General features: G+C 72.5%; 18 protein-coding genes. 5 read left to right on the top strand and 13 right to left on the bottom strand.

Annotated features, from left to right (window positions below):
• Positions 1–151 precede the first annotated feature (151 nt).
• Positions 152–889: a cyclopropane-fatty-acyl-phospholipid synthase family protein gene (locus ABH940_RS17975; protein ID WP_370065959.1), complete on the bottom strand. Its 738-nt coding sequence runs from the start codon at positions 887–889 to the stop codon at positions 152–154.
• A 104-nt stretch (positions 890–993) separates the two neighbouring features.
• Between ABH940_RS17975 and ABH940_RS17970 the strand changes: the two genes are divergently transcribed.
• A complete protein-coding gene (locus tag ABH940_RS17970; RefSeq protein WP_370065961.1) occupies positions 994–1,659 on the top strand; it encodes a hypothetical protein in 666 nt (221 codons plus the stop codon).
• Here ABH940_RS17970 and ABH940_RS17965 read toward each other — a convergent pair.
• The 3 genes from ABH940_RS17965 to ABH940_RS17955 form a co-directional block, all read right to left on the bottom strand.
• The gene (locus ABH940_RS17965) at positions 1,650–3,821 is read right to left on the bottom strand and encodes a ricin-type beta-trefoil lectin domain protein (RefSeq protein WP_370105700.1); all 2,172 of its coding nucleotides are present in this window, start codon (positions 3,819–3,821) and stop codon (positions 1,650–1,652) included. The genes ABH940_RS17970 and ABH940_RS17965 overlap by 10 nt on opposite strands.
• Before the next feature lie 225 nt (positions 3,822–4,046).
• On the bottom strand, positions 4,047–6,248 hold the full coding sequence (gene helR / locus ABH940_RS17960; protein ID WP_370105699.1) for an RNA polymerase recycling motor ATPase HelR: 2,202 nt from the start codon (positions 6,246–6,248) through the stop codon (positions 4,047–4,049).
• 88 nt (positions 6,249–6,336) lie between these two features.
• Complete coding sequence (locus tag ABH940_RS17955; RefSeq protein ID WP_370105698.1) at positions 6,337–7,299, bottom strand: M23 family metallopeptidase; 963 nt, start codon at positions 7,297–7,299, stop codon at positions 6,337–6,339.
• A 293-nt stretch (positions 7,300–7,592) separates the two neighbouring features.
• Here ABH940_RS17955 and ABH940_RS17950 point away from each other — a divergent pair, with 293 nt between their 5' ends.
• Positions 7,593–8,663 carry a protein kinase gene (locus ABH940_RS17950; protein WP_370065969.1) on the top strand — a complete coding sequence of 357 codons (1,071 nt, stop codon included), beginning with the start codon at positions 7,593–7,595 and terminating at the stop codon, positions 8,661–8,663.
• Between the two features lie 93 nt (positions 8,664–8,756).
• Here the strand turns inward: ABH940_RS17950 and ABH940_RS17945 are convergent, their stop codons facing one another.
• Positions 8,757–9,803 (bottom strand): hypothetical protein, encoded by a 1,047-nt coding sequence (locus ABH940_RS17945; RefSeq protein WP_370105697.1) that lies wholly within the window; start codon positions 9,801–9,803, stop codon positions 8,757–8,759.
• A gap of 107 nt (positions 9,804–9,910) precedes the next feature.
• Here ABH940_RS17945 and ABH940_RS17940 point away from each other — a divergent pair, with 107 nt between their 5' ends.
• Both ABH940_RS17940 and ABH940_RS17935 read left to right on the top strand, forming a co-directional pair.
• The gene (locus ABH940_RS17940; RefSeq protein ID WP_370065973.1) at positions 9,911–10,582 is read left to right on the top strand and encodes a TetR/AcrR family transcriptional regulator; all 672 of its coding nucleotides are present in this window, start codon (positions 9,911–9,913) and stop codon (positions 10,580–10,582) included.
• A gap of 20 nt (positions 10,583–10,602) precedes the next feature.
• Entirely contained in the window at positions 10,603–11,250 is a 648-nt protein-coding gene (locus ABH940_RS17935) for a hypothetical protein (protein WP_370065975.1), read from the top strand.
• Between the two features lie 33 nt (positions 11,251–11,283).
• On the opposite strand, the gene ABH940_RS17930 is transcribed toward ABH940_RS17935, so the two are convergent.
• Together ABH940_RS17930 and ABH940_RS17925 are read right to left on the bottom strand one after the other, a co-directional pair.
• Positions 11,284–12,978 carry a thiamine pyrophosphate-binding protein gene (locus ABH940_RS17930; RefSeq protein ID WP_370105696.1) on the bottom strand — a complete coding sequence of 565 codons (1,695 nt, stop codon included), beginning with the start codon at positions 12,976–12,978 and terminating at the stop codon, positions 11,284–11,286.
• Positions 12,979–13,019: 41 nt separating this feature from the next.
• Positions 13,020–14,519 (bottom strand): sodium:solute symporter, encoded by a 1,500-nt coding sequence (locus tag ABH940_RS17925; RefSeq protein WP_370105695.1) that lies wholly within the window; start codon positions 14,517–14,519, stop codon positions 13,020–13,022.
• A gap of 200 nt (positions 14,520–14,719) precedes the next feature.
• On the opposite strand from ABH940_RS17925, the gene ABH940_RS17920 reads away from it, so the two are divergent.
• Positions 14,720–16,327, top strand: a complete 1,608-nt coding sequence (locus tag ABH940_RS17920; RefSeq protein WP_370105694.1) for a PucR family transcriptional regulator — start codon at positions 14,720–14,722, stop codon at positions 16,325–16,327.
• Between the two features lie 44 nt (positions 16,328–16,371).
• Here the strand turns inward: ABH940_RS17920 and ABH940_RS17915 are convergent, their stop codons facing one another.
• The 6 genes from ABH940_RS17915 to ABH940_RS17890 are packed head-to-tail and all read right to left on the bottom strand — an operon-like array spanning position 16,372 to position 23,793.
• The gene (locus tag ABH940_RS17915; RefSeq protein ID WP_370105693.1) at positions 16,372–17,097 is read right to left on the bottom strand and encodes an SRPBCC family protein; all 726 of its coding nucleotides are present in this window, start codon (positions 17,095–17,097) and stop codon (positions 16,372–16,374) included.
• Between the two features lie 2 nt (positions 17,098–17,099).
• Complete coding sequence (locus tag ABH940_RS17910) at positions 17,100–18,275, bottom strand: XdhC family protein (protein WP_370105692.1); 1,176 nt, start codon at positions 18,273–18,275, stop codon at positions 17,100–17,102.
• A complete protein-coding gene (locus tag ABH940_RS17905; protein ID WP_370065987.1) occupies positions 18,268–19,470 on the bottom strand; it encodes a VWA domain-containing protein in 1,203 nt (400 codons plus the stop codon). The genes ABH940_RS17910 and ABH940_RS17905 overlap by 8 nt, the downstream gene beginning before the upstream one ends.
• Positions 19,467–20,504: an AAA family ATPase gene (locus ABH940_RS17900; RefSeq protein WP_370105766.1), complete on the bottom strand. Its 1,038-nt coding sequence runs from the start codon at positions 20,502–20,504 to the stop codon at positions 19,467–19,469. Before ABH940_RS17900 ends, ABH940_RS17905 begins: the two co-directional genes overlap by 4 nt.
• Before the next feature lie 17 nt (positions 20,505–20,521).
• Entirely contained in the window at positions 20,522–21,400 is an 879-nt protein-coding gene (locus ABH940_RS17895; protein WP_370105691.1) for a xanthine dehydrogenase family protein subunit M, read from the bottom strand.
• A complete protein-coding gene (locus ABH940_RS17890) occupies positions 21,397–23,793 on the bottom strand; it encodes a xanthine dehydrogenase family protein molybdopterin-binding subunit (protein WP_370066102.1) in 2,397 nt (798 codons plus the stop codon). Before ABH940_RS17890 ends, ABH940_RS17895 begins: the two co-directional genes overlap by 4 nt.
• Positions 23,794–23,795 lie beyond the last annotated feature (2 nt).

Raw genomic sequence — 23,795 nt, 5'->3', positions numbered from 1 at the left:
ACCGGCAACCCGGACGTGAACACGCAGCGAACGTCAGGACGTGATCACGCCGGGCGCGCGGGTGGTGTGCCGGGCGGTGTGCGGGGCGGTGCGGCAGGCAGTCGGGAGCGGCGGATGTGCGGCGGCCACGGCGGGAGGGTAGCCGCCGCGGTCACGCGGGTGTCGGGCGCAGGACCAGGCAGACGAAGCCGAAGCAGTCGCGGTAGACGCGGAGCCACTCGTCGCGGTGGGTCGCGGCGGCTGCCAGTGCGGTGGCGCTGTCGGGGTCGGCGGGGTGTTCCAGCGCCCAGGAGGCCAGGGCGCCCGTCCAGTGCCACTCGTACGCGTCGAGTTCGCGACGGGTGCTGACGTGGCCGTGCACGGGGGTCCAGCCGTCGGCGACGACGCGGTCCACGGTGGTCGCGAGGTCGGCGAAGTCGCCGAGCATCGCGACGGCCTCCGGGGAGGGCTCGCTCTCCCAGATGCCGTCGCCGACCAGCACCCGCCCGCCGGGTGCCAGGTGCTTGCGCGCCGCCGCCAGCGTCGGCAGCAGGCCGCCGAAGGCGTGCGTGGCGCCCACGCTCAGCACCAGGTCGAACGGCTGGGTCGCGGTGAAATCGGCGGCGTCGGTGTGGTGCAGCGCCAGGCGGTCCGCCACGCCGAGCGCGCGTGCGGCGTCCCGGGCGTCCGCCAGCGACGCCTCGGAGAGGTCGACCCCCTCGGCGTGGAGCCGCGGATACGCGCCGAGCGCACGCAGCAGCCACTCCGCGCCCCCGCAGCCGAGGTCGAGCACCCGCACGTCCTCGCGGGGCACCGCCTGTTCCAGCAGCAGGCGCACCGCATCGTCGTCGAGCGGAGCGGCGATCGGGTGATCAGTATGGGCAAGTCGGGAGATCCGGTCACGATTCATCGGTGGAGCGTGGCACGGGTCGTGGACGGCCGCATGCGCTTTTCCGACCGTGGGCTTCGTATCCTGGGACGGTCCCGGTGCAGCGCACAGCAGGGAGTCGGGCGATGGACGAGCAGACCTCCGCATCGGCAGGAACGTCCGCATCGGCAGAGTGCTCCGCATCGGCCGGGACCTCCCGCACGGGAGGCAGCAGGCTGCGGCCGGTGCTGTCGGAGACCGCTGCGCGGAGGCGGCGGCGGGCGTTGCGGTTCCTGGCGCTGTGCGTGGTCGTGCTGGTGCCCTGGACGGTCTACCTGGCGTTCTCGCTGCCGGACCAGTTCGAGGCGCGGCACTGGTCGGCCGCGTGGGTCGGGTTCGACGTGCTCTTGCTGCTGTCGCTCACCGGTACCGGCCTGGCGGCCTGGCTGCGGCGGCAGCTGCTCATTCCGCTCTCCGTCGTCGCCGGGACCCTGCTCCTGTGCGACGCGTGGTTCGACATCACGCTCGACTGGGGCACCCGCGGCGTCTGGGGCAGCGTGGCCGCCGCGTGTCTGGTGGAGTTGCCGCTCGCGCTGCTGCTGTTCCTGCGGGCCCGGCAGCTGTACCGCCGCACCGTTTGTCTGGCCTGGGAACGGATGGGCCTGCCCGGCCAGCCGCCGCCCCTGTACCGCCTCCCGCTGTTCAGCGGCCTCGACACGTTCTCCCCATCCGAGGACCTGCCGGGCGTCGGAGGCGTCGGACTCCGACGCCCGGCAGGCGATGGTGAGGGAGCGGAGCCGGATCAGGGATAGCTGGTCAGGTCCGCGACCGTCGAGCTGCTGTTCACGGTCGCGCCCGTGCCGTTGACGATGTGGTCGATCGTGCCCGTGCCGCCCAGGGAGACGTCCATGGCGTCGTGCAACGCGACGCCCGAGGTGTCCGGGACCTCGATGGCGTGGTCGGCGACCTCGCTCGGGTTGACGTTGAAGTAGCAGTAGACGCCCAGGCCGTAGGCCTGGTGGTCGGTGACGCCCGGCGCGACCTCGTAGGAGGCCCAGCCGTCGCTGCCGCCGTTCATCCAACTCGCCTGGTCCGGCGGGTCGTAGGGCATCTCGGACTGGTAGAAGTAGGTCCGGCCGCCGTTGGCGTTCCACCGCACCTGGTACTGCTGGTAGTGCTCCACGGCGAGCCCGTACATCGTCACGTCGGTGCCGTTGACGACCAGGCCGTTGGCGGCGGTGTTGGAGGTCCAGCCCACGCCGTTGCCGTGGTCCGCGCGCCAGAGCCACAGGTTGTCGCCGATGGTGGAGTTGTTGTTGACCACCAGCGTCTGGCTCGCCTTGCCGACCGCCGCGCCGCCGACGCGGAAGTAGACGTCGGAGAGCACGTTCGGGTCGGCGGAGTGGTCGGCGGAGGCGCCTGCCGGGCCGATCTGCATCAGCGAGGGCGAGTTCGTGGCGCCCGCGTCGACGATCAGGCCGGCGATCCGGACGCCGCCGACGTCGGCGGTGGAGATGGCGGTGACGCCGTTGTCGGCCTCCAGCGTGGCCAGACCGAGGCCCAGGAGGACCGTGTCGGGGCGGGTCACCTGGAGGGTGTCGGTGAGCTGGTAGACGCCGGGCGTGAAGATCAGGTTCTTGCCCGCGGCCAGCGCGGCGTTCAGGGTGGCCGAGGTGTCGGACGGGGTGGCGATGTAGAAGGCGCTGAGGGGCAGTGAGGTTCCGGGCGTCGTCTGCCCGTTGCTCCAGTCGGTGCCGGTGGAGTTGGTGCGCGGGGACGGCACGAAGACGCTGTAGTTGCCCGAGGAGTCGACCGTCAGATACGGCTTCTCGACGCTGGTCGGCGTCTGGGCGACGGTGGTGTCGGGCGGGGTGGGGAAGCTCTGCGCGGGCGCGCCCGAGTCGCCGACGAAGACCATGTTCCAGTTGGAGCCGGTCCAACTGCCGAACTCGTCGTTGCGGGAGAGCCACTGCTGCTGCGAGCCCGAGTTGACCTGGCCGTCGAACTTGGAGTCACCGAAGAAGCCGCCGCTGGACCAGCCGCCGTTGTCGTCGAGGACGACATTGCCCTGGACGTGCACGCGGCGCATCGGCGAGGCCTGGGACACGGCCCACTTGGTGCTGCCGGACGAGGGCGCGATGTCCAGGTTCTCCACCCCGCGCCAGAAGTTCTCGGTGGCGTTGCCGCCGTTCCACTGCGCGTCGGCGTTGACGCCGCCGGTGATGGTGGTGTCGTCGGGCGACGCTCCGAGCCCGAGGACCTGGGTGTAGAAGCCGACGTTGACATTGACGTTGTAGCTGCCCGGCTTGAACAGCAGGGCGTATCGGCTGCTGCCGAACTGGTTCGACTGCTGCTGGCTGTAGACGGAGTCGAGTTGGCTCTGGATCGTGGCCGCGGACTCGGAGGGGTCGAAGACCAGCACGTTGGGGCCGAAGGGGTTGCTGGTCGTGTTCGTGGTCGGCAGCGTCCACTGCTGGTTGGCGGTGCCGCCGCAGTCCCAGATCTGGGCCTGGGTGCCGGGCGTGGTGGACCAGTTGGTGTCGTCCAGGCACCTGCCCGACTGCGGGTTCAGCAGGGAGCCGTTGGTCTGCGGCTCCCAGACCTGGGCGCCGGTGCCGTTGCAGTCGTAGAGGTCCACGGTGGTGCCGTTGGCGGTTCCGCCGCTGTTGACGTCCAGACACTTGCCCAGCACCTGAAGGGTGTTGCCCGAGCCGACCGTCCACTGCTGCGCGGCGCTGCCGTTGCACGTGTAGACCTGGATCGGGTTGAGGTTGGCGGTGGACGCGGAGCGGTCGTCCAGACACAGGCCGCCGTAGCCGGTGATCTGGCCGGTCGCGCCGACGGTGACGGCGGGGGCCGCAGCGGCTGAGGCCGGAGCCAGAGCCACTGCGCCCAGCGTGAGTTGGCACAGCACGGTGGCTGCGGCCAGGAGCCAGAGTCGACTTCGGCCGCGCCGGTGCCAGGGAAGGGACATGTGGGGGACCTTTCGCTCGGGGAGCGGGGCCCGACGATTGAACTCTTGAAGTCATGGCACCGTCAATGGTTTGCGCGACACAAGGTCTGGACCAGTTGCGAATGCCCTGCTGACATGGGCTTTTGGAAACGGCTGCTTATGAGTCCCCGGCTGTCGGGGTCACTTGTTGAACGCGAAGATCGGATATGACGTGCCTGTGCCTCTGTGAACTGACATGACGCCACATCAAGAGCTGGTGAGGATCACGAGTTGCTGCGTCGCGCGGGTCATCGCGACGTAGCGGTCGACCGCCCCCTCGATGCCGTCACCGAAGGAGGCGGGGTCGAGCACGACGACGAGGTCGAACTCCAGGCCCTTCGACAGCTCCGGCGTCAACCACCGCACGCGCGGTCGTTCGGCCGCCGTGGGCTCGTCCATGCTGATGACGCAGGCGACGCCCTCGTTGTGCGCGGCCAGCCAGGTGCCGAGGACCGACTCCAGCTCCGCAGCCGTTCCGTGGGCGACCGGGATCCCGCTGCTGCGGACCGACGTCGGCACGTTGGCGTCCGGGAGTGCGGCGCGGATCACGGGCTCCGCCTCCGTCATGACCTCCTCCGGGGTCCGGTAGTTGACGCTCAGCGAGGCGATGTCGACGCGGTCGAGCCCGATCCGTGCCAGCCGTTCCTCCCACGACTCGGTGAATCCGTGCCGGGCCTGCGCCCGGTCGCCCACGATGGTGAAGCTGCGCGACGGGCAGCGCTGCAGCAGCATCTGCCACTCGGCGTCGGTCAGTTCCTGGGCCTCGTCGACGACGATGTGCGCGAAGGTGCCGGCCAGCCGGTCCGGGTCGGCGGCGGGCAGGGCGGACTCGTCGACCAGGGTGTCCTTCAGATCCTGGCCGTGCAGCATGGTCACCGCGCCTTCGTGGTCGTCGTCGGCCTCCAACACGTCCTTGATGACGTCGGCCATCCGCGCGCGCTCGGCGGCGACGACGGCGTCGTGCCGCCGCTTGCGGCGTTCCGCCTCCGGGTCGCCGAGCCGTCGGCGCGCGGCGTCCAGCAGCGGCAGGTCGGAGACGGTCCAGGCCTGTGCGTCCTCGCGCTGCAGCGTCCGGATCTCGTCGCGGCTGAGCCAGGGCGCGCAGAGTCGCAGATAGGCCGGGACCGTCCACAGGTCGCCGACCAGGTCGGTCGGTTCGAGCAGCGGCCAGGCGCGGTGGAGGGTGGTGACCAGCTCCTCGTCCCGGAGCAGCGACCTGCGGAACGCCTCCGGCGGGACGCTGGGCCCGTCCAGGTCGTCGACCATGCCGAGCCTCTCCATGAGGAGGGTGGCCAGTTCCTCCCAGATCTGGTCGCGCGCCTCGTTGTGCGGCGTGCCGGGCGTGGGCGCGCGGAACGCGTCCGCCCAGTCGTCGGGGGTGATGCGGACGTCGGCCCAGTCCGTGGAGACCGTCATGCCCTCGGTGGGCGGCTCCTCGTAGATGCCGACGGCCTGCTCGATCCCCTTGACCATGCCCGCGGAGGACTTCAGCCGCGCCACCTCCGGGTCGGTTTCGGCGGGTGCGTCGGCGCCCTCGGCGACCAGGTCGCGCAGGGTGCAGGTCTGCACGCCCTCTTCGCCGAGGCTGGGGAGGACGTCGGAGACGTAGTTCAGGTAGGGCTGGTGCGGGCCGACGAACAGCACGCCGCCGCGCCGGTGACCCAGGCGCGGGTCGGAGTAGAGCAGGTACGCGGAGCGGTGCAGCGCGACCACGGTCTTGCCGGTACCCGGACCGCCGTCGACGACCAGCGCGCGGCGCGAGCTCGCACGGATGATCGCGTCCTGGTCGGCCTGGATGGTGGCGAGCACGTCCCGCATCTTCGGCGAACGGGTGCTGCCCAGGCTGGCGATGAACGCCGACTGGTCGTCGAGCGCGGCGCGCCCGTCGAGCCAGTCGGCGGTGAACACCTCGTCCCAGTAGTCGGTGATCCGGCCGCGTGTCCAGCGGTAGCGACGGCGGCTGGCCAGTCCCATCGGGTTGGCGTGGGTCGCGGCGAAGAACGGCTCGGCGGCGGGGGAGCGCCAGTCGAGCAGCAGCCGACGGCCCTCGCTGTCGGTGAGGCCGAGCCGTCCGACGTAGACGGGCTCCGCGTCCGCTGCATCGTCTGCGGGGACGATGTGCCCGAGACAGAGGTCCAGGCCGAAGCGCCGCAGCGCGCGCAGCCGACCGGTCAGCCGGTGGACCTCCGCGTCCCGGTCCATCGCGGCCCGCCCGGCCCCGCCGGGGGCCTTGAGGGCAGCGTCCAGACGGCCTGCGACGTCGGCGATCGCCGCGTCGAGGCTTTCGGCGATCGCGGCGAAGTGCTGCTCGTCGGCGGCGATCAGGGTCGGGTCGGCCTTGGCGGAGAGGCGGTCGGGGAGGTCGAAGGCGCTGGCGGTGGTGGCAACGGCGGTCAAGCGTGGACGCACGGGGTGAAACTCCCATATCCGCAGGTACTGGCGGTAGGTCGACGATTGTGCGCCACAGAGGGGGCCTTGCCGCAAGGCCCCCCATGCGCTATATCTTGAGAGTGGCGAGAGGTGGTCGATCCTCTCGCTTTTCGTTTTGCACCCGCACCCGGGCTCCACGGCGGTGGCCGCCGGGCGCGTCGCGGAAGACGAGGGTGAGCGGTGCGCCGTCGCGGACGGCGTGGATGTGCAGGTGCGGTTCGGTGGAGTTGCCGGACGAGCCGACCAGGCCGAGCTCCTCTCCCGCGTGGACGCGGTCCCCGGGGGTGTGCCTGACCGAGCCCGGAGCGAGATGGGCGAGCAGGATGCGCTCCTGGCCGGTGTCGATGACCACGTGGTTGCCCGCCGGATGCGAGCCGGCCGTGGGGTGGTCGGGGTAGGTGTCTCGGGTGATGACGATGGTGCCGTCGGCCGGGGCGAGGACAGGGACGCGGTATATCGGGTAGTCGCCCAGCCGTCGCGGGAACAGCACGCGGCTGGACCGCCCGTCGTGGGCGCGGCCGACGATGTCGAAGGCACCGCGCTGGGCAGGGACGGTCCAGTGGTGGTTCAGCAGTCGGCCGTTGCCTTCGACGATCTGCCAGTCCCCTTCCCCCAAAGGCCAGTGGAGAGTGGAGGAACGGCCGCCGAGGCGGTCCCGTCGATCGGCCAGGGCAACGACGGCGAGCATCACGGCCATCGCCGGCAGGACGGCATCGCCGAGGGCGAGATCGTCGCGCAGGCGAGGAGCGCGCAGGGCCACGTCGACGACGAGGCCGACCGTCATGGCGGTCGCCGCCCAGCGCTCCCAGCGGGGAACCGTGGCGGCGACGGGTATGCCGAGTCCCACGTAGGCGACGGTCGCGAGTGCGACGAAGGCCAACGCATCGACGGTGGAGCTCCAGGAGTCGCCCGTCAGGCACCGCACCACTGAGTCGGCCAGCACGACCGGCCACAGCCCGACGCCGAGCACGGCTCGGATCGCCGTACTGCGTCGGATGGCCGGATGCAGAGCTTCTGAGTCGTCGCGCATCCCCGTTGTCCCCCGTCAGATCTGGTGGCCCATCAGCCACGGCTGCTCTGCGCCGTTCGCTCTCCCGCAGCCGAGCGACCTCAGTCGTGCGGCGTGGCCCGGGAGGTGCTCGTGCGTGCGCAGTCGGATCACATCGCCCCAGGGTAGCCACTGTTCAAACAGGAGCTGCCGGCGGCGCGCTCCCGTCCCGGCCGGGTGACCGGTGGCGCTGATCGTCTGTCTGGTGGGCCGGGGGCGTGCTCTGTGGTGTTGGTGGTGGGCCGGTGCGGCGGGTCGCGGGGATCGGTGCGGCGATGCTGCGCGCGCTGAGTCGTGCTCACGCGGCCGGGATCATCCATCGTGATCTGAAGCCTGACAACGTGTTGCTGGTGGATGATCGGGTGGTCATCACTGACTTCGGTATCGCGCACATGGTGGATTCCACGATGGCGCTGACCCATACCGGGACGCTCATCGGTACGCCGGCGTATATGGCGCCTGAGCAGCTTTCGGGTCAGCCTCCTACGCCTGCGACGGACTTGTGGTCGCTGGGGGCGACGTTGTACTGCGCGGTGGAGGGGGAGCCGCCGTTCAGTGCCGAGACGTTCACGGCGTTGTGTATCGCGGTGGTGACCGGGATGCCGCGTCCTGCGTTGCGTGCGGAGGGTCTGGGGGCGGTCCTTACGGCGCTTTTGACGAAGGATCCGGCCCGGCGGGTCGGGGCGGCGCAGGCGTTGGCGGCGCTGGAGGAGGTGGCGCGGACCGGTGGGGCCGCGTACGTGCCGACACACGTCGACAGTCAGCCGCCCGCGCCCGCGCCCGCGCAGGCACCCGCGTTGGCACCGGGGTTCGCGCCGGCCGGGCCCGGCGTCCTTCCCGTCGGGGCGCCCGCACCGTGGGGTGGCGGGCCGAGCCCGCGTCCGGCGCTGCCCAAGGCGAGGGCCAATTCTGTGGCAGCGATGATCGCCGGAAGTACGGCGCTGCTCACCGCCGCCATGCTTGTCTGGTTCGGGGTGTACAACTTCCTCGGCGCCCACTGGGCGGCCGATGCCGGGTTCAGCCCGGCATTGGAGAACGTGGCCTTCGGTCTCCTCGGCGGCGGGGTGCTGTTGGTCCCAGCGGGGTTCGCATTCGCCCGCAGGATTGCCGGCGCGTGGACGCTGTGCGCGCTCTGCGTGCTCTACATATTGGCGATCCTCCTGGTGGCGCCACTGCAGGGTGAGGACTTCGGCGCTCACCTTCAGTTCGTCTTCGGCTTCGACGGGGGCGCTGGTGTCGCCAACGGACTGGCGATCATCTTCAGCACCCTGACGGCGATCAGTGCGGCGATCGCCGGCAGCGTGAAGTCGTCCGGACCGACCACCGCCACGCCACCCCGTCCCTGATCACCTCGGTGGTCGGTGAGCCCGGTCAACCATGGGTCGCACCGGCGGCAGAGCCGCGTACCGCGTCGGCCCGGTCGAGCACGGCGTCGCGCATCACGAGGGCACTTCCTCGCTGGAGCGCCGACGGCCGTACTCGGCCAGGGCATGGAAGGCGGCCTTCGGCTCCCAGGGCACGCCCGAGAACGTGGCGCCGGTGCCGCCGTCGGGGAGGACCTTGACGACGCCGGAGGAGGCGAGGTCGAAGTCGCGGTCCGGGGTGTCCTCCGCATGCGGGAGGTCGTAGCGGGCGAGTGTGTAGACGAAGGCGGCGTCGAGCTCCGATCGGTCGAAGGTGTCGAGGAGTTCGAGCAGGTAGGTCGCCTGCTCCTGTTCGTCGCGCGTGACCTGGGAGGTGAACCCGACCGGGCGGGCGTCGTCCCCCCAGGCGAGCACGGAGTCGCCACGTGAGCCGACGTCGGCCGCGCCGCGGTAGGTCACGCAGCCGAACTCGGTGACAGCGGCGGGCTTTCCGTGGGAGCAGAGGGCGCGGATGCCGCGGTCGAGCTGGTCGGCGTTGTGGGCGTCGCGGTAGCCGGCGTCGGAGGCGACGATGTCGAACGGGGTCCAGTCCACGCCCTCGAAGGGCAGCGACGCGTAGCCGATCCGCCCGCCGAAGCGGGCCCGCACGGCGTCGACGGCCTCGCGCAGGAAGGTGTTGACGAGCGCGGGCAACGTGCCCAGTCTGGTGCGCAGTTGCTGCGGGTCGGCGAGGACGCCCGCGCGCTCGGAGAAGGTGTCGCCGGGCAGGAAGCCGTCGGTGAAGAGGGAGATCTCCGAGCCGGTGAGGAAGACGACGTCCGCGCCGTCGAGGCGGAGCTTCTCGGCGCGTTCGGCGCTGTCCGTGAGGAAGTCGAGCAGCTCGGCCTGGGTGAGGCCGTTGGTGAAGGGGCAGTACCAGACCTCCAGCCCCGCACGGGCGGCGTGGCGGGCGGCGATCTCCAGGCGGTCGCGGTCGCCGCCGGTGATGCGGACGGCGTCGCAGCGCAGCTCGTCGCGGATGATCCGCATCTCTCGGCCGACGACGGCCTCGTCGAAGGGTTCGTGGGTAGTCGTTCCGGCGCTGGTGAAGCCGGTGTCGTAGTTGATGCCGAACGCGCGCATGCGGAAGTCCTGCCCTCGGGGAATAGGTACGGTACGTACCGTACTCTAAACCGAAGCGGGTGTCGGCGTACGATCCGTGCCGTAGGAACGGCGGAAGGGACGCGGGAGTGAGCGAGGGAGACCGCGCGACGCGGCGGCGTGGGGCGGAGCTGGAGGAGGCGATCCTGCAGGCGGCGGCGGAGGTGCTGACCGAGTCCGGGGTCGCCGGGCTGACCATGGACGAGGTCGCCCGCCGTGCCGGTACCAACAAGAACGCCCTCTACCGCCGTTGGCCCAACCGCGTCGCCCTGGGCGTCGCCGCCTACCGTCGCCTCGCCGCGGCCGAGCCGGTTCTGCCCGACACCGGAACGCTGCGCGGCGACGCGCTTGAGCTGCTGCGCCGCGCGAACACCACCTGGTCCTCGCCCTACGGCGAGATCCTGCGCGGGCTGATCGCCGCCGCCGGCGGCGTCCCTGAACTCCTCGCCGAGCTGCGCGATCCGTCGGCGAGCAGCAGCAGTGGTGACGGGAGCTTGGGTGGGCTCGACGCCGCCTGGCTCACGGTCCTCGGCCGCGCCGTCGCGCGCGGCGAGGCAGCCCCGGAGGCGCTCCATCCACGGGTCGCCGGTGCGCCGACGGCGCTGCTGCGCAACGAGTACGTGACGCGCGGCGTCCCGGCCGTGCCGGACGAGGTGCTGGTGGAGATCGTCGACGAGGTCTTCCTGCCGCTGGTGCGCGGTCGCAGCGCAGGCTCGGGCCATGCGAGTGATCAGTCCGATATGCAGACCGCACACGACTGATCGACGCTACTCTCCCGATCATGGCTTTGAGACCCGAAGAGTTCTACGACCGCGCCCGTGCCGCCGCTGACGACGAGGGCCGGCTTCCCCTGGCACGGATGACCGGTTGGGGCATCAGCCCGTTCGAGCAGGACGGGCTGCGGGTCTCGCCGCTGCGCCCGCCGGTTCTGCCCGAGCCGGACCGGCACGGCGAGGACCCGGCCGACTGCGGCGACTGCCGCGCCCGGGACGAGGGGATCTGGTTCAACGAGCGTTGGCGGCTGGCCAGGATCCCGGGCGTCGGTGTGCCGCTGGTGCTGATGCTGTACCCGCGCGAGCACTGCGACATGGCGGAGCTCTCCGACGAACTGGCCGCCGAACTCGGGGTGCTCACCACGCACGTCGTCCGGCACATCCAGGCGCTGCCGCACATCTCGCGGGCGCACGTCTACCGGATCGGGGACGGCGCCGCGCACCTGCACATCTGGTTCTTCGCCAGGCCCGAGGGACAGGCACAGCTGTTCGGGTCGTGGCTGCCGGTCTGGGACGACCTGCTGCCGGAGTACCCGGCTGACGTGGCCGATGCGGACGCGTCGGCTGTCGCGGACGCGCTGGTCGCCTCCTACGGCGGGAGCCGTTCGGCCGTCGGGGACCAGGCGCAGGCCGGCTCCTCCGGCTCACTTGCCTGATCACCCCGATCACCGCGGCGCGTCGGACGACGCTCAGCAGTCCGGCTCGTCCAGGTGCGTCGGCGCGAACATCCGCAGCGTGGCGGGGAGGACCACCACGGACGGGCCGGGCGCGGCCAGGGCTGCGGCGAGGTCCTTGGCCAGGCGCTCCGGGGTGGTGGCGACGGCCGGGACACCGAAGGACTCGGCCAGGCGGACGAAGTCCGGGCGGGCGAGCTCGGTCCCGACTGCGGCACCGAAGGAGTCGGTCATGTACTCGCGCAGGATGCCGTAGCCGCCGTCGTCCACGATCAGCCAGGTCACGGGGAGGTCGTGCTGGCGCGCGGTGGCCAACTCGGCGAGGGAGTACATCGCGCCGCCGTCGCCCGAGACGGCCAGGACGGGACGCTGCGCCGCACCGGTCCCGTCGGGGTTGAGCGCCCAGGCCGCACCGAGCGCGGCCGGGTACGCGTAGCCGAGACCACCCGCGCCCTGGGCGGACTGCATGGCGCCCGGCCGCCGCGCGTCCCAGGCCGACCAGGCCCAGTAGCCGAGGATCGTCATGTCGAAGAACGCCGGGGCCTCGTCCGGCAGCGCGTCGCGTACGGCGGTCAGGATCTGCTGCTCCAACTCCAGCCCCTGGCCGTCGATCCGCTCGCGCACCTGCTTGAGCAGCCCGGCCGCCCGCGCCTCCGCCCGGCCGTCGGCGGGCCGTTGGGGCACCGCGCGGCACAGCGCCGACAGTGCGAGGGCGGCGTCCGCGTGGATGCCGAAGGCCGGATGGTTGGACTCCAGCTTGCCCGCGTCGGCCTCGATCTGGACGATCCGGCCGCGCGGGGCGAAGGTGCGGTAGTTGGTGGACAGTTCGCCGAGCCCGGAGCCGACGACCAGCAGCACGTCCGCGTCCTCCAGCAACTCGGTGGTGTGCCGGTCCTCAAGCCAGGACTGCAGCGAGAGCGGGTGCTCCCACGGGAACGCGCCCTTGCCGCCGAACGTGCAGGCGACCGGCGCGCGCAGCAACTCCGCGAGCTCCCGCAGCTGTTCGCCGCCCTCGGCCCTCACCACGCCGCCACCTGCGAGGATCGCGGGCCGCTCGGACGCCGCGAGCAGCGCGGCAGCCTCGGCGACCAGCTCGGCACGCGGCTGCACGGCCCGGGGCTCGGCACGCAGGTCGCGCACCGGCGGTACCTCGGTCGGCGCGAGCAGCACGTCCTGAGGGATCTCCACCCAGACCGGGCCGTACGGCACGGCCAGCGCCGACTCCCACGCCGCCGCGATCGCGGAAGGGATCTGCGACGCGCTGCGCGGGGTGTGGACGGACTTCACCACGTCCCGGAAGCTCGCCTGCTGGTCGACGAGTTCGTGCAGGTAGCCGCAGCGTCGGCCGCCGAGCCCGGCCGAGGGGATCTGGCTGCTGATCGCCAGCACCGGAACGGACGCGGCGGCCGCCTCCTGCAGCGCCGCCAGCGAGGTCAGCGCGCCCGGCCCGGTGGAGAGCAGCAGTGGTGCCACGGTGCCACGGAGTCGGGCGAAGCCGTCTGCGGCGAAACCGGCGTTGTTCTCGACCCGCAGGCCCAGGTAGCGCAGTCGGCTGCGGCCGAGGGCGTCGAAGAGGCCGAGGGCGTGCTGTCCCGGCAGGCCGAGCACACTGTCCGCGCCGAGCGCGGTCAGGGACTCGACCACCAGGTCGCCGCCGAAGCGCGCGGCGCGCGACGGGGTGGCGTTGCCGCGCGGTCCGGTGGTGTTCACTCAGGTTCCTTTCGATCAGCTTGCGTGGTGTGTGCGGCCGGTCAGGCGGCAGATGCTGCGGCCGGTCGGCCGTCCGCGGCCGTTGTCGGGTCCACCGAGGTGGTCTCACCGGCGATCCTGCGCCGCCAGGCATCCAGCCTGGCCGCGTCCGGAGCCGGCGTCAGCAGGCTGACCACGACGTAGGCGAGGAGACTGATGCCGAGGCCGTAGTAGATCGGCTCGTTCGCGAGCACTCCCTTGGTGACCATCAGCACGATCACCGTGCACCCGCCCACGATGATGGACGCGAGCGCTCCCTGGAGGTTGCCGCGCCGCCACACCAGCCCGCCGAGGATGGGCACCAGCAGGCCGCCGACCAGCAGGTTGTAGGCGACGGTCAGGGCGGAGACGACATCGCTGAGCAGGCAGGCGACGACGGTCGCGGCGACGCCGAGGACGAGGATGAAGACACGGTTGGACCGCACCTCGTCCCGCTCGGCGACGGCCGTTCCGTCCGTTGGGCGGGCGTTCCGGCGTCGGCTGACGCGGCGCCAGATGTCGTTCTCGGCCACGGTCGCGGAGGCGATCAGCGCACCGCTCGCGGTCGACATCATCGCCGACAGCGCCGCGGCCAGAACCAGGCCCTTGACCCCGGGCGGCAGGGCGTTCTTGACGATGGTCGCGAACGCGCTGTCCGCGCCGGGCAGGGTGGGATAGAGCGCCCTGGTCGCGGTCCCGATCACCGCCCCGGCGAGTGCGTAGACGAGGCAGTAGACGCCCGCCACCGTGCCGCCGAAGGCGGCGACCCTGTCGCTGCGGGCGGTGAACACGCGCTGCCAGATGTCCTGGCCGATCAGCATGCCGAAGGTGTAGATCAGCACGTAGGTGAAGATCGTCTGCCCGCCGATCGAGGTGGGGGAGAAGAACCCGTGCGGCAGCCGCGCCTCCATCCGGCCGAATCCGCCCGCCTTGATCACGGCCAGTGGCAGCAGGAGCAGCAGCACGCCGACGCTCTTGACGACGAACTGCACCATGTCCGTCAGGGTGATCGACCACATGCCGCCGAGGGCCGAGTAGCCCACGACGATCGCGCCGCCGATGACGATGGCGGCCCAGCGCGGGATGTCGAAGAGCACGTCGAAGACGCTGGCGTAGGCGATGGTGGAGGTCACCGCGAGCATCAGCGTGTACATCCACATCACCACGCCGGAGATCACGCTGGCCGCGTCGCCGTAGCGCAGCGACAGCATCTCGGCGACGGTGTAGACCTTCAGCCGGGCTATCCGGCCGGAGAAGAAGACGCTCAGGGCGAGCAGACCGAGGCCGATGGCGAAGACCATCCACGCGCCGGAGATCCCGTAGGTGTAGCCGAGGCGGACGCCGCCGATGGTGGAGGCGCCGCCGAGGACGACGGCGGCCATCGTCCCGGTGTACATGGTCGGGCCGAGGCGGCGTCCGGCCACCAGGAAGTCGCTCCTGGAACGGGCGCGGCGTCCGCCCCACCAGCCGACGCCGACGATTCCGACCAGATAGGCGACGATCACCACGTAGTCGACAGCCATGCAGGCCTCCGATCCGACCGCCCGGGGGTGGCGGTCCAGCTGTGGGGGAGTTGGGGGTCTGCGGAAGAACCTAGGGCTGCCGCCGAGCAGCGAGGAAGTGTAGGTTTCCTCCATTCCCGCGAGCTCAGCTGGATGGTCTGCACACAGGTTCGCCCGCGAATGCGACCCGGAACGCGACATCGACCCGGAAGGGGCATGGCATGCCCGCACATCCCCCGGCTGATTCCCCGGCGTTCGCCGGACTGACGGCGGTCCCGCTGGACGTCGTCCTGTCCGACGCCGGGCTCGGCGTGCGTCAGGTGGCCGGACCGGTCGAGGACCGCGAGGTCGCGATGGTGCACACCTCGGAGTGGGAGGATCCCAGCCGGTACCTGCTCGGCGGAGAGCTGCTGCTGACCGCCGGACGCCATCTCGGCACCGGGCACGCCGAGTTGGACGCCTACGTGGAGCGCCTGGTCCGCGCGGGAGTGGCGGCCCTCGGCTTCGGCCTCGCGCCTGTCCACGACGAGGTGCCCCCGGAGCTGCTCGCCGCCTGTGCCCACTGGGGCCTGCCACTGTTGCTGGTGCCGCCTGAGACGCCCTTCGTCGCGGTGTCCCGCGTGGTCCACCTCGCCATGGCCGAGGCCCGCAGCCGGGAGCTGCGCCGGATGTCGCGCGCCCAGTCCGACCTGGCCGCTGCCGCGTCGCGACCCGACGCCGTCGAGTCGGTGCTGCGGCAGTTGGCCGGGCACCTCGGAGCATGGACGGCGCTGCTCGACGGCGACGGTCACGAGCTCGTCGCCTGCGGCTCGCACCCCGCCGACAGCGCGCGGCAGCGCCTGCTTGCCCTCGCCCGTGAGCGGGGACGCCTCCGCGCGGCCGGAGGCCGGGTCCCCGAGGCGGCCGTCGAGCACGTGGGCGAGGCGCAGCTCATCCTGCACACCGTGCCGGGCGCCGAGAGCAGCGGCGCGCTCCAGTTGGCGCTGGTCACCGCAGGACGCCAGACCTCGGTGGACCGGTCCGTCGCCGGGATGGGCGTCGTGCTGCTCTCCCTGCTGACCGGTCCCCGGCATGCACTCGGCGCCGACGGACCCACGGCCGGTGCGCTGTTGCGTGCCCTGCTGGGAGCCGGACCGGCGGAACTCGCCGCGCTGCTTCATCCGTCGGGCGACGCATCGGCGGCACGCTGGTCGGTGGTGGCGGGACGCAGCTCCGCCGCGCGGGCGGACGGCTCGGCGCGGTCGGCGCGCGTCCACCTGGCGGCGCTCGGGACGGCGCTGGGCACGGCCTGCCTGGAGGTCGACGGCGACACCCTGCGCGCGGTGATCCCGTTGCCGACAACGGCGGAGGACCGCATGCCGACCGGCGAGGCGGAGGTCTTCGAGGACTTCCCCGACGCTGTCCGGCTCGGTTGGACCCTCGGCGTGAGCGCACCGGCCGGGACCGCGGACCTGCGCGCGGCGGCTGCGCAGGCCGAGCGCGCCCTCCACCGCGCGCTGGCCACCGACCGCCGGACGGTTCGGCACCCCCGAGCGCAGAACGGCGTGCACTCGCTGGTCGACCCCGACGAGGCCCGGGCGCAGGCCCGGCACCTACTCGCCCCCTTGCTGACGGCCGGGCCGCCGGGAGCCGACGTCCTTGTGGAGACCCTGCACGGTTGGCTGTCCGCGCACGGCAGTTGGGACCGCACGGCGGCGGCTCTCGGCGTCCACCGCAACACCGTCCGCCAGCGCGTCACGCGTGTCGCCGCGCTTCTCGACTCGGACCTGGACGACCCGCAGACCCGTATGGAGCTCTGGTTCGCCCTGCGCTGGCTGGATCGGGTGTAGGGCCTGTCGTCAACTCAACGGCCGCCAACGGCCGTCAACGGCGGTCAGCGCCGCCTGCGCGCGATTGCGCGGCGCAGCTGACGCTCCGCGATCGCCAGCGCCAACGCGAACGCCGCGAGCAGGGCCGCGCGGCGCACGACGGGGAGCAGGATCGGGCCGAGATCGAGGGCCTCGTCGCTGCCGAGCTTGGGCGGCGGCGCGGGCTCGGCTTCGTTCTCGACGGTGGCGTCGGCTTCGACCTCAGCCGCTACCTTGGCTTCGGTCGTGGCGGCCGGTGCCTCCTCGGTTGCTGGAACGGCAGCGGGAGCGGCTGTGGCCGAGGCGAGTTGGGCCGAGAGCCGGTCGGCGAACTCGGCGATGACGCGGTCGCCGATGTCGGCCATGACGCCGCGTCCGAACTGGGCCGGGCGGCCGGTGATGGTCAGGTCGGTATCGACGTCCAGCTCCGTCGTGCCCGGTGACTGTTCGTGGACCGCGACCACCAGTGTCGCCTGCGCCGTTCCCGCGCCGCGCTGTTCGCGACCGGAGGCGTGGACGAGCATGCGGTGGTGCGCGTCGTCGCGTTCGTCGACGACGGCGCGGCCCCGGTAGGCGACGGTGATCGGGCCGACCTTGACCGTCATCGAGCCGTAGACGGTGTCGTGATCAGCACGGTCCACATGGTCGACGGCTGCTCCGGGCAGGCACGGCGCAAGGTCCTCGATCTCGCCGAGCGCGCGCCACACCTCGTCCGTGGGGGCGGGGACGGTTGTCACGTGGTGCAGCTGCATGGTCAACTCCTCGCGCTGGTCGGCGCGTTCGCGGGCGGTTGCGCGTGCGGGGCCGGGCCGTGGACGGCGCCGGTCGTGGCGGAGAGCGCGGTGCCGGTGCCGCCCCAGCGGGTGGAAACGATCTCCGCCGCGATCGAGACCGCCACCTCCTCGGGCGTCCGCGCGCCCAGGTCCAGGCCGATGGGCGCGCGCAGCCGGGCCAGTGCGGCGTCGTCGACGCCGGCGTCGCGCAGTCGTGCGAGCCGGTCCTCGTGGGTGCGGCGGCTGCCCATGACGCCGATGTACGTGGCGGGCGTGCGCAGCGCGACCTCCAGCAGCGGGACGTCGAACTTCGGGTCGTGGGTGAGCACGCAGATGGCGGTCGACCGGCTCACCTCCGTCTCCGCGATCGACGCCAGGTAGCGGTGCGGCCAGTCGACGACCACCTCGACCTGCGGCGGGAACCGACGCGCGGTGGCGAAGACCGGGCGGGCGTCGCAGACCGTCACCCGGTAGCCGAGAAAGGCCCCGAGGTCGGCGACGGCGGCGGCGAAGTCGATCGCACCGAAGACCAGCAGCCGCGGCGGGGGAGCGAACGACTCGAGGAAGACGGTCACCTGATCCATCCGGCGCTCGCCGTTCGGGCCGTAGTGGCGCTGCGCGGTGACGCCCTGCGCCAGCTCGCCGCGCGCGTCGGCGGTGACGGCGGCGTCCAGTCCCTCCGCGCCCAGTGGCCCTGCACCCAGCGACCCCTCGACGCGGTCGGGCCAGACGGCGAGGACCGAGCCGACAGTGGTGTCGTCGGGCGCTGCCAGCACGGTTGCCAACGCGACCGGCCGTTGCTCGGCCACGGACTCGGCCACCGCGCCGAACGCGGGGTCCAGCGCGGCCGAGACCGGCCGGACCAGGAGGGTGATCTCACCGCCGCAGGTCAGCCCGACGGCGAAGGCGTCGTCGTCGCTGTAGCCGAAGGTCGCAAGCCGGGCCCGGCCGGTGCGGACGACCTCCTGGGCCAGCTCGAAGACCGCGCCCTCGACGCAGCCGCCCGAGACGCTGCCGACGACCTCGTCGCCCGGTCCGACCGCCATCGCCGCGCCCGGCGCACGGGGCGCGCTGCGAGTCACCCCGACGACCGTGGCCAGACCGAACTCCGCGCCCGCCGCGTACCAGCGCCGCAGCGCGGGCAGGATCTCACGCATCAGCCGCTCCTCTCACCACGGCGGCCAGGTGCGTAAGGGCCGCGAGGCTGTGCCCCTCGACGAACACGTCCACGCTCGGCAGCGCCGCCGCCATGCCCGCCGCCAGCGGCGCGTAACCCGGCTGTCCCTTGCGGGGGTTGGCCCAGACGACCCGGTGTGCGAGCCGGTGCAGCCGCTGCATCTGCGTCGCCAGGACGGCCGGGTCGCCGCGCTCCCAGCCGTCGGAGAGCAGGACCACCACCGCCCCCCGGGCCATGCCGCGCCGGCCCCAGCCGCCCAGGAACGCCTGCAGCGTCTCGCCGAGCCGCGTCCCGCCGCTCCAGTCCGGCACGGCGCGGCTCAGCGTGGCCATGGCCAGCTCGGGTTGACGGTGTGTCAGGTGGCTGGTGACGCGGGTGAGTCGGGTGCCGAGGGTGAACACCTCGGTAGCTGAAGCCGCGGGCCCGGCGGTGCGAGCGGCGGTGCGAGCGGCGTGGGCGAAGCGCAGCAGCGCGTCGGCGTAGGGGGCCATCGACCCGCTGACGTCGACCAACAGCACCACGCGGCGCGGTGTGCGCACGCGGGTGCGGCGCAGCAGGCGGACCGGTTCGCCGCCGTGGCGCAGCAGGTCACGCATGGTGCGGCGGACGTCCACCTCACCGCGAGTGCGCCGGGACGGGCGGCGGCGCGCGGTGCGGCGGGTCTCGCCGTCGAGGGCCAGGGCGGCGAGCAGGCGGCGGAGTTGGGCGCGCTCGGCGTCGGTCGTCGCCGCGATGTCCCGGTGCCGCAGCACCTCCGCCGAACTGGCCAGCGCGGCCAGCGGCCGGTCGACGGCAGGCGAGGGCTCACCGTCGCCGGTCGGTTCGACGCCGACGGACAGGCGCGGCCGTGGCCGCAGCGGCAGCGGACGTCGGCCGTCCACGCCGCGTGCGCGAACACCGAAGTACGCGGAGAAGACGCGGTCGTAGCGGTCGAGGTCGTCCCGGTCACCGCAGAGGGTGAGCCGTCCCGCCCAGTACACGTCCCGTCGCAGCGCCGGTCCGAGGACGTCCAGCGCACTCAGGAACCCGCGCACCTGCCCCGGGGCGACGTCCACCCCGGCCGCGCGCAGCGTCCGGACGAACCCGACGACGGCGGAGGTCGCGGCGCAGGCGGTGAACTCGGCGGGGAGGCCGGGAGACGGCGGTGCGTCGACCGTCGCGACCGGGCAGGTCACGGCGCACCGCCGGACGCCGCGCCCGCGAGCAGCGCCGTCAGGTCGAGGCTGCGCGCCTGCTCGATGTCCTCGTGGTACTTGAGGACCGCGCCCAGCGTCGCCGTCGCCGACTCCGCGTCCAACGCCGTCGCGCCGAGTGCGTGCAGCGCCTCCGCCCAGTCCAACGTCTCCGCCACGCCCGGCGGCTTGAGCAGGTCGCGGGCGCGCAATGCCCGTACGGCGTGCGTGACTTCGACCGCCAGGCGTTCCGTCACCTCCGGCAGCCGTCGCCGGACGATGGCGACCTCGCGGGCGAAGTCCGGGTGGTCGAACCAGTGGTAAAGGCAGCGCCGCTTGAGCGCGTCGTGGACCTCGCGCGTGCGGTTGGACGTCAGCACCACGACGGGAGGCCGTTCGCCGCGCAGCGTGCCCAACTCCGGGACGGTCACCGTCCATTCCGACAGCAGCTCCAGCAGCAGTGCCTCGAACTCCTCGTCCGCGCGGTCGATCTCGTCGACCAGCAGCACCGACGGCCAGGTCGTCAGCGCGCGCAGCAGCGGACGGGCGATGAGGAAACGCGGGCTGTAGAGCTGGTCCTCCAACAGTTCGGCATCGGGAGCGCCGGCCGCGCCGCCCGCCTCGGCGACCTTGAGGTGCAGCAACTGCCGTGGGAAGTCCCAGTCGTAGAGCGCCTGGGCGGCGTCGATGCCCTCGTAGCACTGGAGTCGGATCAGCGGCGCGTCGAGGGCCTGGGCGAGGGCGGACGCCAGGGCGGTCTTGCCGGTCCCGGCGTCACCCTCGCAGAAGACCGGCCGGTGCAGCCGCACGGCGAGGAAGCAGGCGACGGCCAGGCCCTCGTCCACGAGGTAGCCGGTCTCCTCCAGCCGGGACCGCATCGCCTGCGGACTCTCCGGCTCCGTCCGCTCGGGCCCTTTGTCGCGCTCCGCTTCCGCTCCGCTGCGCTGCGCCTCAGCTCGCCGCTCGGGCCCTTTGTCGCGCTCCGCTTCGGCTTCGCTGCGCTGCGCCTCAGCTCGCCGCTCGGATGCTGGCTCCATCATCCCGTGCGCCCTCCTCAGACCGCGCCCGCTGCGGCGGCGCCGGTGGCGGCCAGGACGGCGCGGCGGGTCAGGACGCGGGTGAGGTGCTCGCGGTACTCGGCGGAGCCGGACAGGTCCGTCGGCGGATGCGCGCCCTCGGCGGCCATGGTCGCGGCGCGCCCGATCGCCTCCTCGGTCGCGTCGGCGCCCGCGAGCGCCGTCTCGGTCAGGTGCGCGCGCATCGGCCGTGGGCCCATGTTGACCAGGCCGATCCGCGCCTCGGCGATCCCGCCGCCGTCCCGTTCACGGCGCACCGCCGCCGCGACGCCGACCACCGCCCACGCCTGCGCGGTGCGGTGGAACTTCTCGTAGTGGAAGCCCCAGTCGCCCAGCATCGGGAGGCGGATCTCGATCAGCAACTCGTCGGGCCGCAGGGCCGTCTGGAGGTAGTCGACGAAGAAGTCCGCCGCCGGGACGGAGCGGTAGCCCTGCGGGCCGAGCGCGACCATGGTCGCGTCCAGCGCCAGGCAGACCGCAGGGAGGTCCCCGGCCGGGTCCGCGTGGGCGAGCGAGCCGCCCAGGGTGCCGCGGTGGCGCACCGCCGGATCGGCGACGGTCGCGGCGGCCTGGGCCAGCAGCCCGGCGTGCATCCGCACGCGCGGGTCGCGAATGACGTCGTGATGCGTCGTCATGGCGCCGACGATCAGCTCCCGGCCCTGCTCGCGGACGCCACGCAGCGACTCGACGCCGCCGACGTCGACGAGGAGTTCGGGGAAGGAGAGCCGCAGCCGCAGCATCGGCATCAGGCTCTGGCCCCCGGCCAGCACCTTCGCCTCCGGCCCGGCTTCGGCCAGGACCTGGACGGCCTCCTCCGCGCTCTGCGGGCGGGCGTAGTCGAACTTCGCGGGGATCACGACGCGTCCCCCTTCCGGGAGTTCTCCGCCTTGTCGTGGGCGGCGTCCCTGACGGCCCGCCAGATGCGCTCCGGCGTGCAGGGCATCCGCACGTCGTGGACGCCGAGCGGGCGCAGCGCGTCCATGATCGCGTTGACCACCGCCGGGGTGGAGGCGATGGTGCCCGCCTCACCGACGCCCTTGACGCCGAGCGGGTTGGAGGTCGACGGGGTCTCGGTCCGGTCGGTGACCAGGTCGGGCAGGTCCGGCGCGGCCGGGACCAGGTAGTCGGCCATGGTGCCGGAGACCAGGTTGCCCGCCTCGTCGTACACCGCCTCCTCGTACAGCGCCTGCGCGATGCCCTGCGCGACGCCGCCGTGCACCTGGCCTTCGACGATCATCGGGTTGACGACCCGTCCGACGTCGTCGACGCAGACGTAGGAGCGGATCGCGACCGCGCCCGTCTCCGTGTCGACCTCGACCGCGCAGAGGTGGGTGCCGTGCGGGTAGGAGAAGTTCTCCGGGTCGACCAGGTGCTCCGCGTTGAGCGTCGGCTCCATGCCCTCCGGCATGTCGTGCGCGGCGAACGCCGCGAAGGCGATCTCCTGGATCGTCTTGCTCGCCTCGGGCGAGCCGCGCACCGTGAAGACGCCGTCGGCGAAGTCGAGGTCGTCCTCGCTCGCCTCCAGCAGGTGCGCCGCCAGCTTCCGCGCCTTGGCGACGACCTTGAGCGCCGCCTCGTGCACCGCGATGCCGCCGACCACCAGCGAGCGCGAGCCGTAGGTGTCCATGCCCTGCGGCGCGACGCGGGTGTCGCCGTGCATCACCTCGACGTCCTCGAACGGCACGCCGAGCGCGTCGGCGGCGATCTGGCTCCACGCCGTCACATGGCCCTGGCCGTGCGGGCTGGTGCCGGTGATCACCTCGACCTTGCCCGTCGCCAGCACCCGGATCGACGCCGCCTCCCAGCCGCCCGCCGCGTAGCGCAGCGAGCCGAGGATCCGGCTCGGGGCCAGGCCGCACATCTCGGTGTAGGTGGAGATCCCGATGCCGAGCCGCACCGGGTCGGCGTTGGCGTGGCGGGCCCGCTGCTCGGCGCGCAGGTCCTGGTAGCCGAAGAGCGCGACGGCGCGGTCGGTTGCCGCCGCGTAGTTCCCGCTGTCGTAGGTGAGGCCCGCGACGGTGGTGAACGGGAACTCCTCGTGTCGGATCCAGTTGCGGCGGCGCAGCTCCAGCGGGTCCAGGCCGAGCTCGGCGGCGAGCTCGTCCATGGTCCGCTCGATGGCGAAGGTCGCCTCGGGACGGCCCGCGCCGCGGTAGGCGTCGGTCGGAGTCCGGGTGGTGAAGACGCCCGTGCAGTGGAAGTCGTAGGCGTCCATCTTGTAGATGCCCGGGTACATGAACGCGCCCAGCAGCGGCACGCCCGGCGTGATGATCATCAGGTAGGCGCCCATGTCGGCCAGGATGTCGGCCTTCATGCCGAGCAGCCGGCCGTCGCTGGTCGCGGCCAGCTCGATGTCCTGGATCTGGCCGCGTCCGTGGTGTTGCGCCTGGTAGCTCTCCGAGCGCGACTCGGTCCACTTCACCGGCTGACCGAGCGCGCGGGCCAGCGCCAGCATGATCGCGTCCTCGCCGTAGACCTGCAGCTTCGAGCCGAAGCCGCCGCCCACGTCCGGGGCGACGACGCGGAGCTTCTGCTCCGGGATGCCGGTGGTCAGCGCCATCATGATCCGCAGGATGTGCGGGATCTGGGTGGCGGAGTAGAGGGTGTACTCACCCGTGGCCGGAACCGGGACGACCATGCAGGCGCGCGGTTCCATCGCGTTGGGGATCAGGCGTTGTTGGTGGTGGCGGCGGCGCACGACGATGTCGGCCGCTGCTCGCGCGGACTCGTAGTCGCCCGAGACCAGCGGCCAGGTGTAGCAGTGGTTGGTTCCCTTGTGCGCGTGGACCAGCGGCGCGCCGTCGGCCAGCGCCGCCTCCAGGTCCATCACCGGCGGCAGCGGCTCGTAGTCCACCCAGACGTCCTCCAGGGCATCCGCCGCCGCGTAGCGGTCACGGGCCACGACGACCGCGACCGGGTCGCCGACGTAGCGCACCTCGTCGACGGCGAGGGGCGGGTGGTCGGGGAGGACCATGTCCTCCGTCACCTGCCAGGCGCAGGGCAGCGAGCCGAGTCCCTCGGCCAGATCACGGCCGGTGAACACGGCGACGACGCCCTCGCGTTCCAGCGCCGGGGTGGCGTCGACGCGGGTGATCCGCGCGTGGGCCATCGGGCTGCGCAGGATCGCCACGTGCAGCAGACCGGGCGCGGACATGTTGTCGGTCCACGTGGTCTGCCCGGTCACCAGCCGCGCGTCCTCCTTGCGGGTCCGCGCGCGGCCGACCTCGCGGACGCGGGCCTGCTCGGTCATGC

The organism is Streptacidiphilus sp. BW17 (genome assembly GCF_041262485.1).
Taxonomy (GTDB): domain Bacteria; phylum Actinomycetota; class Actinomycetes; order Streptomycetales; family Streptomycetaceae; genus Streptacidiphilus.
The sequence above is the reverse complement of the archived record's forward strand: the minus strand, read 5'-3'. Positions and strand labels throughout refer to the sequence as shown.

Coding starts and splice junctions, on each gene's coding strand:
- ABH940_RS17975 (WP_370065959.1), bottom strand. CDS start 889: ATGAATCGTGACCGGATCTCCCGACTTGCCCATACTGATCACCCGATC.
- ABH940_RS17970 (WP_370065961.1), top strand. CDS start 994: ATGGACGAGCAGACCTCCGCATCGGCAGGAACGTCCGCATCGGCAGAG.
- ABH940_RS17935 (WP_370065975.1), top strand. CDS start 10,603: ATGGCTTTGAGACCCGAAGAGTTCTACGACCGCGCCCGTGCCGCCGCT.
- ABH940_RS17890 (WP_370066102.1), bottom strand. CDS start 23,793: ATGACCGAGCAGGCCCGCGTCCGCGAGGTCGGCCGCGCGCGGACCCGC.
- ABH940_RS17925 (WP_370105695.1), bottom strand. CDS start 14,519: ATGGCTGTCGACTACGTGGTGATCGTCGCCTATCTGGTCGGAATCGTC.
- ABH940_RS17950 (WP_370065969.1), top strand. CDS start 7,593: ATGCTGCGCGCGCTGAGTCGTGCTCACGCGGCCGGGATCATCCATCGT.
- ABH940_RS17920 (WP_370105694.1), top strand. CDS start 14,720: ATGCCCGCACATCCCCCGGCTGATTCCCCGGCGTTCGCCGGACTGACG.
- ABH940_RS17900 (WP_370105766.1), bottom strand. CDS start 20,504: ATGGAGCCAGCATCCGAGCGGCGAGCTGAGGCGCAGCGCAGCGAAGCC.
- ABH940_RS17965 (WP_370105700.1), bottom strand. CDS start 3,821: ATGTCCCTTCCCTGGCACCGGCGCGGCCGAAGTCGACTCTGGCTCCTG.
- ABH940_RS17915 (WP_370105693.1), bottom strand. CDS start 17,097: ATGCAGCTGCACCACGTGACAACCGTCCCCGCCCCCACGGACGAGGTG.
- ABH940_RS17945 (WP_370105697.1), bottom strand. CDS start 9,803: ATGCGCGCGTTCGGCATCAACTACGACACCGGCTTCACCAGCGCCGGA.
- ABH940_RS17955 (WP_370105698.1), bottom strand. CDS start 7,299: ATGCGCGACGACTCAGAAGCTCTGCATCCGGCCATCCGACGCAGTACG.
- ABH940_RS17910 (WP_370105692.1), bottom strand. CDS start 18,275: ATGCGTGAGATCCTGCCCGCGCTGCGGCGCTGGTACGCGGCGGGCGCG.